The organism is Streptomyces sp. YS415, from assembly GCF_023544665.1.
Lineage (GTDB): Bacteria > Actinomycetota > Actinomycetes > Streptomycetales > Streptomycetaceae > Streptomyces.
Map to the genome: position 1 here is coordinate 241,176 of NZ_JAMJFL010000004.1, position 13,273 is coordinate 254,448.

Genomic DNA, 13,273 nt, shown 5'->3' on the forward strand with positions numbered 1-13,273 from the left:
CGCACCGAGTGATCCGGACCCGAGGAGCAGAACATGCCGACGTCACAGCCCGCGTCCGGGCCGTCCGAGGACCGCACCACCCCGGACGCCCTGCTCCACACCCGCACCGGCACCGAAGTGTCGCCGGAGGACCTGGTCCTTGCCTCGGGCAAGGACATCACCCCGCAGAACCTGGAATGGGCCAAGCGGAAGCTGGAGGCGGAGGGACCCGCCGCCCTCGACAAGATGCTCCCCTGACCGGACGCAGGTCCCCTCAGGGAAATTCTGACGGGTCCGGGCCCACCACCCGGACCCGCTGGACGGGTGTGCCTCTGGGCGCCCGTGACCCGTGCGCCAAGAATGTGCTCGCCCCGCGTCACGGGCCCCCGGCCGGACCGGGCCCGGCCCTCCAGCGTCGTCGACGGGCGTTGCCGCAGGTCGCCACGCGTGTCACGAGGGAGTGCGACGGGAACGCGCCCGTTCGTCCCGGCCGGTCGCCCCGTCGGGCCCGGCCGACCGGGGCTGCGCGCTCGCGGCACCGGGTCGCGCACCCATGGAGCCCTTGTCCCGTCGCCGCAGCGCCCTGGCTCGCCGGGGCCCGCCGGGGCCCGCCGGGGTTCCAACTGCCCGGCACTTGCGGCGTGTTCGCCGCCCGCCCTTTCGGAAACGGTCTTGCGGCTGCCAGACTCCCAAGGGTGCCCGACTTCGACATGCTCGTCCTCGGATCCGGTCCGGGCGGCCAGAAGGCCGCCATCGCCGCGGCCAAGCTGGGCCGCCGGGTGGCCGTCCTCGACCGCCCCGACATGGTCGGCGGGGTCTCCATCCACACCGGCACCATCCCCTCCAAGACCCTGCGCGAGGCGGTGCTGTACCTCACCGGTCTCACCCAGCGCGATCTGTACGGCCAGAGTTACCGCCTGAAGGAGGACATCACCGTCTCCGACCTGATCTCACGCACCCAGCACGTGGTGGGCCGCGAGGTCGACGTCATCCGCAGTCAGCTCTCCCGCAACCACGTCACCCTGTTCGCCGGCACGGGCCGGTTCGTCGACGACCACACCGTCGCCCTGCGCGAGGTCACCGGCCAGGAACGCCTGCTCAGCGCCGAGCACATCGTGATCGCCACCGGCACCCGGCCCGCCCGGCCCTCGAGCGTCGAGTTCGACGGGCGGACAATCATGGACTCGGACAACGTCCTCGCCCTGGAGCGGGTGCCGCGGTCGATGGTCATCGTCGGCGCGGGGGTCATCGGCATGGAGTACGCCTCCATGTTCGCCGCCCTCGGCAGCAAGATCACCGTGGTGGAGAAGCGCGCCGGGATGCTCGACATGTGCGACCTCGAGATCGTGGAGTCGCTCAAGTACCACCTGCGGGACCTGGCGGTGACGTTCCGGTTCGGTGAGACGGTCGCCGCGGTGGAGCGGCATTCCAGGGGCACGCTGACCGTCCTGGAGAGCGGCAAGAAGATTCCCGCCGACGCGGTGATGTACTCGGCGGGACGGCAGGGCCTCACCGACGACCTCGATCTCGACAAGGCCGGCCTCTCAGCCGATCCACGCGGCCGGATCACGGTCGACGAGCACTACCGCACCGAGGTGCCGCACATCTACGCCGTCGGCGACGTGATCGGCTTCCCGGCCCTCGCGGCGACCTCGATGGAGCAGGGCCGTACCGCCGCGTACCACGCCTTCGGTGAGCCGGTCGGCCGGATGCACCACCTGCAGCCGATCGGCATCTACACCATCCCGGAGATCAGCTTCGTCGGCCGTACCGAGGACCGGCTCACCGAGGACCGGGTGCCGTTCGAGGTGGGCATCTCCCGCTACCGCGAGCTGGCCCGCGGGCAGATCATCGGCGACTCGCACGGCATGCTGAAGCTGCTGGTCTCGCCCGAGGACCGCACACTGCTCGGCGTGCACTGCTTCGGGACCGGGGCGACCGAGCTCATCCACATCGGCCAGTCGGTGATGGGCTGCGGCGGCACCGTCGACTATCTGGTCGACGCGGTGTTCAACTACCCGACGCTCGCCGAGTCCTACAAGGTCGCCGCCCTGGACGCGACCAACCGGCTCCGGCAGGTCGACCGCATGGGGGACTGAACGCGGGGCGCCGGGCCCCGCGTCCGCCTGACGGGACCGTCCTTTCCCGTCAGGCGGTCCGGTCCTCCTCGTCCGGCAGGAGGGCGTCGTCCTCGACGATGTGCATGGCGGCCTCCTCGGCGCCCGCGGCCCCGCCGTCCACGCCCCGGTCGAAGGCGATCTCCTCCTTGGTGGCGTCGCCGCGGACCCCCTCGTCGGGGGCGACCAGCCGACCGGCCCGCTCGCCGCCCGCCTCGGGGTCGACGGGCTCGCCCTCGCCGCCGGGCGTGTCGCCCATGCCGTCACCGACCGGCGGGGCCACGTCGGGCACCTCCCGGGCGAGCCGGTCGTCGAGGCTCTCGCCCTCGTGCTGCTCGGCCGCGGTGGTGCCGTGCTCGGTGACGCCGAGGGGCTTCTCCGGCGGCGAGTAGCCCTCGTCGAGGGTGTCGTCGTAGGTCCGCTCGTCCACCGCGTTCTGCAGGTCCAGAGGGGCGGCGTCCTCCTGCTCCTCGTTGCTGCCGGTGGGCTGGTAGGCGTCGTCCGCCATCGGCTCGGCGGTGCTGCGGTCGGTGCCCATGCGTACCTCCTGAATTCCCTCGTGCGCGCTGGTTCCTCTCCAGTGCTGTCCAGTCCGCGTTTCCCGTTCCGCGCGAGCCAACCCCCGGGCGTGTCCTGGGCGATCGGCGGGGGCGGCTATCATCACTGATCACGTGCACACGGTGTGATCGTCTGCCGGCGCTGCGGCTGCACGAGCGCCACCGCTTTCTGGTTTTCACCGCCCCGGGGCCGAGGTCGTTCTCGTCCGGCCGGGACGGGTGCACCCCCCACACCCCCCATACGCCGTCCGGGCCCGTCGCTGTCCCGGCGGCGTGCACGACGGAAAGCAGTACAGGCCATGAGCAACGACAGGGGCAGAGGACTCCAGCCAGGGGCCCTCGGGACGTTCGACACGGTGGTGATGGCGGTCGCGGGCAGTGCTCCGGCGTACTCGCTCGCCGCGACCACCGCGGTCCTGGTCGGTGCGGTGGGGACGGCCGGCCCGGCCGCGCTGCTGTACTGCGCGATACCCATGCTCGGCATCGCGCTGGCGTTCAGCTATCTGGGGCGCATCGATGTGAACGCGGGCGCCAGTTACTCGTGGGTCGGCCGAACTCTCCATCCGTTCCTGGGGTTTCTCAGCGGCTGGGCGCTGGTGGTGTCGGCGACCATCTTCATGGTGGCCGGATCGCTGCCCGCCGGGTCGATGACGCTCGCCCTGTTCGACGCCGAACTCGCCGCGAACACCGCGCTGTCCACGGTGGTGGGCGCGGGCTGGTTCCTGCTCATGCTGCTGGTGGTGCTGGGCGGCGCCCGGCTCACCGTCCGCGCGCAGCTCATCATGTCCGGCGTCGAACTCGCCCTGCTCGCCCTGTTCGCGGTGCTTGCCGTCCTCCACACCGGCAACGCCCGTGCCTTCGACTGGTCCTGGCTCGGCCTCGGCCACTTCGACGGCGTGTCGGGCTTCGCCTCGGGCGCGCTGATCGCCGCGTTCTACTACTGGGGCTGGGACGTCACCAGCAATCTCAGCGAGGAGACCCGCAACAGCCGTCGTACGGCCGGATTCGCGGGGCTGATCGGGCTCGGTGTGGTCTTCCTGCTGTTCGAGGTGTTCACGATCGCGGTGAACGTCATCCTCTCCGCGGACCGGATCCGGGCCGACGAGGCCAACGTGCTGGCCGTCCTCGGCGAGGAGATCTGGCCGGGCTGGGGCGGCCGGCTGCTGATCGTGGCGGTGATGCTCTCCACGGTCGCCACCCTGGAGACCACGCTCATCCAGGTCACCCGCTCCCTGTTCGCGATGGGCCGCGACCGCACGATGCCCGCCGCGCTGGGCAGAGTGCACCCCACATGGAACACGCCGTGGGTGGCCGTCGCCGTGGTGGGCGCGGTGGCGCTGGCGATGTTCGTCGCCTCCAACGCCCTCGGCTCGGTCGGCGAGATCCTCTCCGACGCCATCTCGGCGATCGGTCTGCAGATCGCCGTCTACTACGGCCTGACCGGCATCGCGGTGGTGGTCGCATACCGCAAGATGCTGCTGAAGTCCCCCGCCAACTTCCTCTTCGGCGGGCTGTGGCCGCTGTTCGGCGCCCTGTTCATGTTCTGGGTGTTCCTGGAGTCCCTCGCCGAACTGTCCGCCGCCGCCATCGCGATCGGCATCGGCGGACTGGCGGCCGGACTGGTCCCGATGGTCTGGTACTGGCGCCGGGGCAGCGACTACTACCGGCCCGCGAAGCTCGACGCCTCCCGCACGGTCGCGTCCGACTACGTTCCCGCCGGCCGTCCGCCCGAGCACGACCGCGTCCACGAGGGTTTCCCCACCGACTTCTGAGGGACCCGCGATGGCGCGAGACCGGCTCACCTTCGACTTCGACCCCGCCTGCGGGGACGCGCCCCTGACCGCCGCCCGCCAGGACATCGTCATCGGACGCTGGCAGGGGCTGCGCGACCTGCTGCGGAGCACCGGACCCGACTGGCTCTCCCGCGGCCACCGGGTGCGCACGCTGGCGCAGGCCTGCGCGGACAGTTCGGCGATGGAGTCCTGGCTGGCGGCCGAGCCGGACAGCGCCGACGCGCTGGTGCTGCGGGCGGCCACCGAGACGGCCCGGGCGTTCAGCGTGGCCATCGCCGCGGGCCGGGGCGTCCCGATCGACCAGCACCGCATCGACCTGGCTGTACAGGCGTGTTTGCGGGCCGCCGAGGCGTACCCCGAGGACCCAACGCCCTGGATCTCACTGATCTCGGTGGCCCGTCTGTACCCCTCCGGGGTGCGGCGGCAGGACCTGGCACGCTGGTGGGACGAGTTGCACCGGCGCGATCCCTACAGCATGGAGGGGCACCTCCAGGTGCTGCACTACTACTCGGCGCGCTGGCACGGCACGCACGGCCTGATGTACGACTTCGCGCGCGACGCCGCCGGTGCCGCCCCGCCGGGCTGCCCGCTGCCGGTGCTGGTCCAGTACGCCCGCGTCGAGGAGTACCGCCACGCCCTGGACACCGCCCACGGCCAGTCCGCCGCGATGGGCCTGGGCCAGCACTGGGACCACGACGGCGCGGTCGGCGACGTACGGCGCACCTGGCAGCGCTGGATCATGGGCCGCCGCGACCCGGCGGCGGTCGCCCCCGGCGAACTGCGTGACCTGCACTGTCTCGCCCATGCCGCCTGTCTGGCCGGGCTGCCCGACATCGGCGGCGCGCTGCTGCGGATGGCGGGACGGCGGGCGCTGCGCACCCCGTGGTCGTACACCGGTGACCCGGTCAGGCAACTCACCAAGTGGCACGGGAGTCCTGCCTGAACCTCGCGCACGGAGGCTGTGCGCGGGTCACAGGGCCTTGCGCCGGATCAGTACCCCGAGCACCAGCAGTCCCGGCACCAACGGCAGCCATACGGTCAGCAGCCGGTATCCGAGGACGGCCGAGGCGGCCCCGGCCGCGGGCGCTCCGGCCGCGGTGAGGGCGAGCGCGAGGGCGGCGTCGAGGGAGCCGAGGCCCCCGGGCGTGGGCAGCAGGGCGGCCGCGCTGCTGGCGGCGAGATAGAGCAGCGCCACGCGCAGCGGCGGCTGCCCCAGGTCGACGGCCTGGGTGACGGAGATCAGCACCACGCAGTGCAGTCCGGCGAAGGCGAGCGAGCCGCCCCACAGCGCCGCCGCCCGCTGGGGCCGGGCGTGCACGGCCCTGATGTCGGCGAGGGCCGTGCCGAGCAGGCGCCGGCAGCGGCGGCGCAGCGGCCCGGCCAGCAGCGCGGCGACGCCGAGGACGCCGGCCGCGGCGCCGAGAACGGGCGGGGAGACCTCGGGGGCGCGCAGCACGCCCGGGCAGGCCACGGCGAGCGAGGCGATCAGGACGGCCCGGACGATCACTCCGGCGGCGCCCTTGACGGCCACGCCGGTCGCCGCACGGCCCGCCGGCAGCCCGCAGCGCATGAGGAAACGCAGGTTGACCGCGCCGGCGCCGAGTCCGGCGGGCAGCACGTGATTGGCGGCCGAGGCGGCGAACTGCGCGGCGACGAGCCGCCCCGGGGGCAGCCGCTCGGGCACGGCGCCCTGCTGGGCGAGGGCGGCGCACAGCCAGGTGCCGATCGCGGCGGTCCCGGCCACCAGCAGCCAGCCCTGGTCGGCGACGGCGAGCCGCACCGCTCCGGTCTCCAGGACCGGCCAGTGCCGCCGGGCGAGCCAGATCGCGGCGACGAGGACGGTGAGGCTGAGCGCGGTGTGCCCGTAGGCGGCCCGTCTGCGGGTGGGGGCGGCGGGCAGGGGCTCGGGGGTCATACGGTGCCGCCCGCGCTCGGCAGGGGCGCGATCCGGACGTCCATGCCGTCGAGCCGGTGCAGCTGCCAGCCGCGGGCGTAGGAGGGCGGTCGGCCGCCGGGCACGCTGAGGACGGCGACCGGTTCCCGGCGTGCGGCGGCCAGGATCTGCGCGGTGGTGGTGTTGGCGTTGTTGCCGCGGATCGCGCCCGACGCGCAGCCGGCGTAGTAGGCGAGCGGGATCGCCTCGTGCCCGGTGAGCAGGCAGGGCGGGCGCACGCCGAGGTCATGCAGCCTGTCGGCGGCTGAGGCCCAGGCGCGGCGGTCGGCGGCGGTGCGGTCGGCGGTGCGGTCCAGGACGACGTACTGCACGGCGAGATGCCCGGCGAGGCCCGCGGCGACCAGGGACGCGGCGACCGGCCGCCATCGCCAGCCCGGGGCGGTGACCAGGTGCAGCAGGGCGTCGGCGACCGGGACGGCCAGCAGGGCGTACGCGGGCAGCAGGAAGCGGGGAGCCGCGTAGCCGATGAGGAACAGGTACGGCAGGGCGGCGGTGGCGGCGCAGGCGAGCGGGATCAGGGTGCGTGCGGTGCGCCGGGCCCGTACGGCGATCACCAGCCCGACGGCGGCGAGCAGCGGCAGCAGGAACCACCAGACGCTGATCACCGGGTGGGGCAGGGGGCCGGTGCACGGCCGGCACAGGGCACGTCCGACCAGCCCGCGCATCTGGTCGTCGACGGCAAAGTACCAGCCCAGGCCGCCCTGGACCCGGGAGGCCTCGGCCAGCCGCTCGCGCAGCCCGCCGTAGGACGTGTACGCCTCGACCACCCAGGGGAGGGCACCGGCCAGCAGGCCCGCGGCGGTGACGAGGCCGAGCCGCCAGTGCCGTAGGGCCGCGGCGGCGGCCAGCAGCGGGAGGCAGACCCAGACGGCGTCGGTCGGGCGCATCACCGCCATGAGCGCGGCGCCGGCCGCCACGCCCCACAGGGCCCGCCGGTCGGGGCGGTCCGCGCTGCGGGCGCGCAGGAAGCAGCCGACGGCGAGGAGGGCACCGAAGGCGACCCAGAGGTTGGGCATGGCCTGGGGAGCGTAGAAGAGGGTCACCCACAGGGAGGCGAACAGGGCGCCGCCGGCGGCCAGGACGCGGGCCGGGAACAGCCCTCGCCAGGCGCGCAGGGCGAGGAAGAGGACGGCCCCCGAGAGCAGGGCGAGATACACCCTCAGCAGGCCGGTGGAGGACGACCAGGAGGCGACCGGGGCCACGAGGAGGGAGACGCCGCGGGCGCGCGGGGCGCTGAAGAAGGCGGCCGGGGCCTGGTCGCCGACCTGGCTGACATAGACCGCCTCGTCCCAGCCCAGGCCCATGGTCGGCGACACGAGGAGGAGTTGGGCGGCGGTGAAGGCGCCGGACACGGCCGCGAGCAGGACGGTGCCGCCGCTCCGCCGGGATCTGCCGGACACGGCCGCCGTCGCGCGTCGCCCCCTGCCGACGAGCATGGCGTTGCTGCCCTGGGCCATCGTCCACCCCTTACCGCTACGCGTCGTAGGACTGCTACGACCCCCCAGCCCGGCGGGCCGGTGCCGACAGCCGGGGAAACGGAGAAAACAGGGACAAACTAACGCTGTGGCGATCGGAGCGCAGCGCTGAGATCGGCCAGGTGCGCAATCCCGCCCCGCCCGCTTCTCACACCCCATGGCACACCCCCTTCCTCCCTCACCATGGCTACTGCCCCGTCGGGCGCGAGTCATCGGCGGCGGGCGGCGCCCGGTGGAGGGTGGATGGCACACTCCTCGCGTGCCGCAGACATTCGACGACCTCCTCGCCCGGGCCCGCTCGCTGACGTCCTCCGGCCGCCGCGCGATCCTCGGCATCGCGGGCAGTCCCGGCGCGGGCAAGACCACGCTCGCCGAGCACCTGGTACGGCGGCTGAACGGTTGCGGGGCTCCCTGGGCCGTCCACGTCCCCATGGACGGCTTCCACCTCGCCGACGCCGAGCTGGACCGGCTGGGTCTGCGCGACCGCAAAGGCGCACCGGACACCTTCGACGCGGCGGGATACGCGGCGCTGCTGCGGCGCCTGCGCGAGGAGGCGGACGAGGACGTGGTGTACGCCCCCGGCTTCGAGCGGGTCCTGGAGCAGCCGGTCGCGGGCATGATCCCGGTACCGCCCACGGCCCGCCTGGTGGTGACCGAGGGCAACTACCTGCTGCTGGGGACGGGCGCCTGGGCCCGGGTACGCCCCCAGTTGGACGAGGTGTGGTTCTGCGACCAGGACGAGGACGAACGGCTGCTCCGCCTGATCGCCCGCCACGAGGAGTTCGGCAAGAGCCACGAGGAAGCGGTGGCCTGGGTGCTGCGGACGGACCAGCGCAACGCCGCATTGGTGGCGGGGACGCGGGGGCGGGCGGATCTGGTGGTGCCCGCCGGGGCGGTGCCGGGGGTGGAGGCGGGGGCCTGAGGCGCCCATTTCGGGAGGGTGTCATGCGTCCCAAACTTCACGCCGAAACGTCTCATATACCGACATTTCGACCCCCCAGACCCTCGTGTGAGCCAAACTGCAACACAACCGATGGCCGCGCTGGGTACATACTGGGGAGCAATGACAAAGCATGCTGCTCCGAAGCGTCATCTGCCCACCAGCCCTTTCAAGGCCCCGGTGGCACCGGCTCCCAAGCACTTCGCCGTGGGTGACCAGGTCACCCACGACGTCTACGGCCTCGGCCGGGTGATCGGCATCGAGGACGGAATCGCGGCCCTCGTGGATTTCGGCTCCGCGCAAATGCGGATCTTGAGCCCGTACTCCAAGATGACCAAGCTCTAGGACCGCCGTGCCCGTGCACGGCATGCCAGGCCCCTTTGGGGGCCTGTACCGAAAGAGAGACCTCTCATCGACCTGACCTCGCTGTTCTCCTCGCTGGAAGGGCAGACTCGCAGCTCCACCGCGGCACTGCCCCCTCCCACGACCAATCCCTTCCAGTCCCCGGACTTCGGGGAGGACGAGACCGCGCAGCTCTCGGATGCCCAGGCACCCGAACCGGGCAGGCGCGGCGCGGGGACCGAGGCAGCCTGAGCTCCACCGGTTCTCCCGCACCACGAGGCAGCCCCAGGCCCTTAGGTCTGGGGCTTCTCACATGGCGCCGAGTACGGGAGACCGCTCGCCGGGCTGAACCGCGACCGGCTGCGTGCCGTATCCCTCCACGGACGCGGTGACGGACCCGGTGACGAGAGCTGAGGCACAGTAGGCGGATGACGGCACGCCAGCTCCTGGAGACCCGCCCCGCGGCCCCTGACGTGCCGCGACCGGCCCGCCGGCCCTGGCTCCTGCCGCTCCTGGTGGCCGTCCTGCTCGCCCAGATGGCGGTGGCCATGGTGACGACGGCCGTGCGGCAGACGCCGACCATCGACGAACCGGTCTACGTGGGCACCGCCGCCGTCTACCTCCATGAGCACAGCCTGCGCCTCAACCCGGAACATCCCCCGCTGGGCAAACTGGTCGTGGCGGCCGGGGTGGCGCTCGCCGATCCGCACTACGACGTCTCCTTCGAGGGCGACCAGGGCGAGGTCGGGCGGCATCTGCTGTACGAGTCGGGCAACGACCCCTGGCGGTTGATGCTGTTCGCGCGCCTGCCGGTGATCGTGCTGACGCTGCTGTTCGGGCTGGTGGTGTTCGCCTTCGCGCGGGAACTGGCCGGTCCGGTGGCCGCGTTGACCGCCCTGGCCCTGTACTGCTTCTCCCCCGACCTCATCGCGCACGGCTCGCTGGCGACGCTGGACGTGCCGGCGGCGGGCTTCCTGCTGACGTCGGCGTGGCTGCTGTGGCGGGCGCGCCTGCGGCCCCGGCGGTACCTCCCCCTCGCCGGCGTGGCGCTCGGGGCGGCGCTGGCCACGAAGATGAGCGCGCTGCCCGCGGTGCCGGTGCTGATGGCTCTCGCGGCGGTGTCGGCGGGGTGCGCGGCATCGGGGCTCCGGCGGCGGGTGGCGCTCGGTCGGGCCGTCGCGGGCGCGGGAGTGGTGCTGCTGGCCGCGGTGGCCGTCGTATGGGCCACGTACCTGATGGTCGATCCGCGGCTGCGCTGGGCGCCGGAGCAGGCCGTGCCCGCGGTGCACGGGCCCCGGGGCCTGGTCGTCGAGCTGCTGCCGTTCCCGGAGGCGTACCGGGACGGGATGCGGATCCAGTTCGCCTTCGAGAACCAGCGATGGCAGGGGTTCCTGTTCGGGCGGCTCTACACCGGCTCGCTCTGGTACTACCTGCCGGCCGCGCTGCTGGTGAAGACACCGCTCGGGATGCTGGCGCTGTGGGTCGCGGGCGCTGCGGCGGTCCTCGCGGTACGGCGCTGGCGGCCCGCCGCCCCGTACCTGCTCGTGCCCACGGCGGTGCTGCTGGCCGCGGCCATGCAGGGCTCGCGCGACTTCGGGACGCGATACGCCGTGTTCGTGCCGATGTTCCTTGCCGTGGCGGCCGGTTGCGTGCCGGCCCTGGGCAGCGGCCGGGTGCGGGTGCGCGCGGCGGTCGTCACGGTGATCGCGGTGGCGTTCGTGGCGGTCAGCTCGCTGCGGACGTTCCCCTACTATCTGCCGTACTCCAACGAGGCGTTCGGCGGGCCGGCGAAGACCCGTCTGCGGCTGCACGACGCCGCCGTGGACTGGGGGCAGGACCTGGGGCGGCTGGCGGACCGGCTGCGCGAACGGTACCGGGGCGAGCGGATCTGGCTCGTCTACAAGGGCAGCGGGGTGCCGTCCTTCTACGGCATCGAGGCCACCGATCCGCGGACGGTGCCCCCTCGGGAGGTCCGCGGGCTGCTGGTCGTGTCCAACACGTCGGTGGCCAAGGCGACCGGCAGGCTGGCCGAGTTGATCGACAGCAGTCGTCCGATCGACACGGTCGGCCATTCGATCACCATCTATCGCCGGTGAGCGTGCCGATCGTTCCGGCCTGCCCCGCGCGCCGGTCGCGGCGCATGCGCTTTCTGTTCTCTCCTTGCAGGCTCTCAACCTCCTGGTCAGCACCGCGTGTGGGCTATGTTGAGGCACTGTGGAAGACAAAGGAGGCGCACCGGTGCCATCGCCGCAGCAGGCACGCGCACAGGCATCCGCGATCACCTCGGGAAAAACCGCCGCAGAGGTGGAGGCGTCCCCGACTTCCCAGCTCCGAGCGCTCTTCGACGGCCCTCATCTGTCCCCGGGGCAGCGGCGCATCGCCCAGTACCTGATCGAGAACATCACCGAGGCCGCATTCCTGTCGATCACCGATCTCGCCGAGCGGGTCGGGGTCAGCCAGCCCTCGGTCACCCGCTTCGCCGGCGCGGTCGGCTTCAGCGGTTACCCGGCACTGCGGGAGAAGCTCCAGTCGATCGCGCTCGGCGCCCTGGCCGGGGGCGCGGCGGAGGAGAACAGCAGCAACGAACTCCAGGCGGCCGTCGACGCCGAGATCGACAACCTGGAGAACCTGCGGCGCGACTTCGGCAACCCCGACCAGGTCATCCAGGTCGGCCGCGAGCTGTCCCGCTCGACCCCGCTGACCCTGCTGGGCCTGCGCATCTCGGCGTCGCTCGCCGAGTACTTCGCCTACGCGGCGCGCCGCATCCACCCCGACGTCCGGCTGGTGACCCGGGGCGGCAGCGTCGCCTACGACGCGCTGCTGCAGTCGCGCGAGGCGGGCGGCACCTGGGTTCTGGCGTTCTCGATGCCGCGGCACGCGCAGGAGACGCTCACGGCCGTGCGGGTGGCGCGCAGCGCCGGGCTCCGGGTCGCCCTCGTCACCGATCTGGCGCTCGGGCCGGTGGCCGACGCGGCCGACGTCGTCTTCGCCACCGGCACCGGATCACGGCTGGTCTTCGACTCCTACGCCGCGCCGGGCGTCATGGCCGCGGCGCTGCTCCAGGCCATGACCGACGCCGACCCCGAGCGCACCCAGGCCCGGCTCGAGGACTACGAGCAGATCTCCGACCAGCACCAGTTCTTCCTCCGGGACTGACCGGGCCGGCCGCCCACCGGCCCCTTCCCGCACCCTCGCCAAACCGTGCCACAGGGGCAGCATCCGCCTCTTTTCGAGCATGAATGTTTTCATACGTCTTGCAAACCGGTCGGCATATATAAATACTGCTCCACGCCGCACCGCCCGCGGCAAGCCGATGGTCCGCTTCGCGCACGTCTCCCCATCCGCCGTGTGCACGCCGTCGGCCCCGCGGGCTCCGCGACGGGCACCCGCAGCCGCCGTCTCCTACCCGCGTCGGCGCCCAGGGTGCTCGGCCGGGCGGTCCCGGTCATCCCCTAGGCCGGGGCCGCCCCGACCTCGTCGGACCACCCTCACGACGCCGCACACCGGAAGCGATCACCATGACCCTGATGACCACGCGGATCACGTCGGACTGGCCCTGCCAGGTCAAGGCCCCCGGCACCTACGACTGGGAGCGCTCGGCCGCCAAGTGGCTGCGCGAACTGGTGCCGGCCCGCTACGCCAGCTACCCCGCGCTGATCCGCCACCCCGTGCTCCTCGCCCGCCATGCCCAGCTCCAGGTCCAGCAGGAGATCCGGGTCGCCCGCACCGCGCTGCAGACCGCGCGCGCCGACCTTCCCGGCCTCGGCATGCCGGAGTCGGTCATCGAGCACACGATCAAGCTGTACGCGGCGGAAGTCATGCAGCTGCAGCACATCGCGCGCAGCGTCCGGGCGGTCTCCCAGGCCCTGGCGGAGCGCCGCTGACGCCCGTCCCCGGTCAGTCGTCGTGGCGGTGCCGCCAGTACCAGACGGCGCCCACGGCGAAGGCCAGCAGGAACAGGACGGGCAGCACCAGGCCCGGGATGCGGGAGCCGTTCATCGGGAGGGCCTTCGGGTCGGAGCGGGCCGGGCGCCGGGTGCGCGGGGCCCGCTGCCCATGCTGACGCCCGCCGCCCTGCTCGCCGCGCCGTTTTCCGTACCCCTTGCCCGGCGTTCG

At 72.9% G+C, this 13,273-nt stretch carries 12 protein-coding genes; 9 read left to right on the forward strand and 3 right to left on the reverse strand.

The genetic code is table 11. From position 1 onward, the window contains the following. The first annotated feature begins 33 nt into the window (after window positions 1-33). Window positions 34-237, forward strand: coding sequence for a hypothetical protein (locus tag M8H82_RS07425; RefSeq protein WP_250071668.1), 204 nt, complete (start codon window positions 34-36; stop codon window positions 235-237). Between the two features lie 437 nt (window positions 238-674). Next, window positions 675-2,078: a Si-specific NAD(P)(+) transhydrogenase gene (gene sthA / locus M8H82_RS07430; protein WP_250071669.1), complete on the forward strand. Its 1,404-nt coding sequence runs from the start codon at window positions 675-677 to the stop codon at window positions 2,076-2,078. A gap of 49 nt (window positions 2,079-2,127) precedes the next feature. Here sthA and M8H82_RS07435 read toward each other — a convergent pair whose 3' ends face one another. Continuing rightward, window positions 2,128-2,634, reverse strand: a complete 507-nt coding sequence (locus tag M8H82_RS07435) for a DUF5709 domain-containing protein (RefSeq protein ID WP_250071670.1) — start codon at window positions 2,632-2,634, stop codon at window positions 2,128-2,130. A 318-nt stretch (window positions 2,635-2,952) separates the two neighbouring features. Between M8H82_RS07435 and M8H82_RS07440 the strand changes: the two genes are divergently transcribed. Both M8H82_RS07440 and M8H82_RS07445 read left to right on the forward strand, forming a co-directional pair. Continuing rightward, window positions 2,953-4,425, forward strand: a complete 1,473-nt coding sequence (locus M8H82_RS07440) for an APC family permease (protein WP_250071671.1) — start codon at window positions 2,953-2,955, stop codon at window positions 4,423-4,425. Window positions 4,426-4,435: 10 nt separating this feature from the next. After that, on the forward strand, window positions 4,436-5,389 hold the full coding sequence (locus M8H82_RS07445) for a hypothetical protein (protein ID WP_250071672.1): 954 nt from the start codon (window positions 4,436-4,438) through the stop codon (window positions 5,387-5,389). 27 nt (window positions 5,390-5,416) lie between these two features. Here M8H82_RS07445 and M8H82_RS07450 read toward each other — a convergent pair whose 3' ends face one another. Next, the gene (locus tag M8H82_RS07450) at window positions 5,417-6,361 is read right to left on the reverse strand and encodes a lysylphosphatidylglycerol synthase domain-containing protein (protein WP_250071673.1); all 945 of its coding nucleotides are present in this window, start codon (window positions 6,359-6,361) and stop codon (window positions 5,417-5,419) included. After that, entirely contained in the window at window positions 6,358-7,857 is a 1,500-nt protein-coding gene (locus tag M8H82_RS07455) for a hypothetical protein (protein ID WP_250071674.1), read from the reverse strand. The genes M8H82_RS07450 and M8H82_RS07455 overlap by 4 nt, the downstream gene beginning before the upstream one ends. A 277-nt stretch (window positions 7,858-8,134) precedes the next feature. Here M8H82_RS07455 and M8H82_RS07460 point away from each other — a divergent pair, with 277 nt between their 5' ends. The 5 genes from M8H82_RS07460 to M8H82_RS07480 all read left to right on the forward strand — a co-directional run bounded on the left by M8H82_RS07460 (window position 8,135) and on the right by M8H82_RS07480 (window position 13,041). Further along, window positions 8,135-8,797 (forward strand): nucleoside/nucleotide kinase family protein, encoded by a 663-nt coding sequence (locus tag M8H82_RS07460; protein WP_250071675.1) that lies wholly within the window; start codon window positions 8,135-8,137, stop codon window positions 8,795-8,797. Window positions 8,798-8,938: 141 nt separating this feature from the next. Then, window positions 8,939-9,160: a CarD family transcriptional regulator gene (locus M8H82_RS07465; protein ID WP_250071676.1), complete on the forward strand. Its 222-nt coding sequence runs from the start codon at window positions 8,939-8,941 to the stop codon at window positions 9,158-9,160. Window positions 9,161-9,585: 425 nt separating this feature from the next. Next, a complete protein-coding gene (locus tag M8H82_RS07470) occupies window positions 9,586-11,253 on the forward strand; it encodes a phospholipid carrier-dependent glycosyltransferase (protein ID WP_250071677.1) in 1,668 nt (555 codons plus the stop codon). 142 nt (window positions 11,254-11,395) lie between these two features. Then, window positions 11,396-12,313, forward strand: coding sequence for a MurR/RpiR family transcriptional regulator (locus tag M8H82_RS07475; RefSeq protein WP_250071678.1), 918 nt, complete (start codon window positions 11,396-11,398; stop codon window positions 12,311-12,313). Between the two features lie 362 nt (window positions 12,314-12,675). Next, on the forward strand, window positions 12,676-13,041 hold the full coding sequence (locus tag M8H82_RS07480) for a hypothetical protein (RefSeq protein ID WP_250071679.1): 366 nt from the start codon (window positions 12,676-12,678) through the stop codon (window positions 13,039-13,041). Window positions 13,042-13,273: the final 232 nt, after the last annotated feature.

Coding starts and splice junctions, on each gene's coding strand:
- M8H82_RS07440 (WP_250071671.1), top strand. CDS start 2,953: ATGAGCAACGACAGGGGCAGAGGACTCCAGCCAGGGGCCCTCGGGACG.
- M8H82_RS07480 (WP_250071679.1), top strand. CDS start 12,676: ATGACCCTGATGACCACGCGGATCACGTCGGACTGGCCCTGCCAGGTC.
- M8H82_RS07470 (WP_250071677.1), top strand. CDS start 9,586: ATGACGGCACGCCAGCTCCTGGAGACCCGCCCCGCGGCCCCTGACGTG.
- M8H82_RS07445 (WP_250071672.1), top strand. CDS start 4,436: ATGGCGCGAGACCGGCTCACCTTCGACTTCGACCCCGCCTGCGGGGAC.
- M8H82_RS07450 (WP_250071673.1), bottom strand. CDS start 6,361: ATGACCCCCGAGCCCCTGCCCGCCGCCCCCACCCGCAGACGGGCCGCC.
- M8H82_RS07465 (WP_250071676.1), top strand. CDS start 8,939: ATGACAAAGCATGCTGCTCCGAAGCGTCATCTGCCCACCAGCCCTTTC.
- M8H82_RS07435 (WP_250071670.1), bottom strand. CDS start 2,634: ATGGGCACCGACCGCAGCACCGCCGAGCCGATGGCGGACGACGCCTAC.
- M8H82_RS07425 (WP_250071668.1), top strand. CDS start 34: ATGCCGACGTCACAGCCCGCGTCCGGGCCGTCCGAGGACCGCACCACC.
- M8H82_RS07455 (WP_250071674.1), bottom strand. CDS start 7,857: ATGGCCCAGGGCAGCAACGCCATGCTCGTCGGCAGGGGGCGACGCGCG.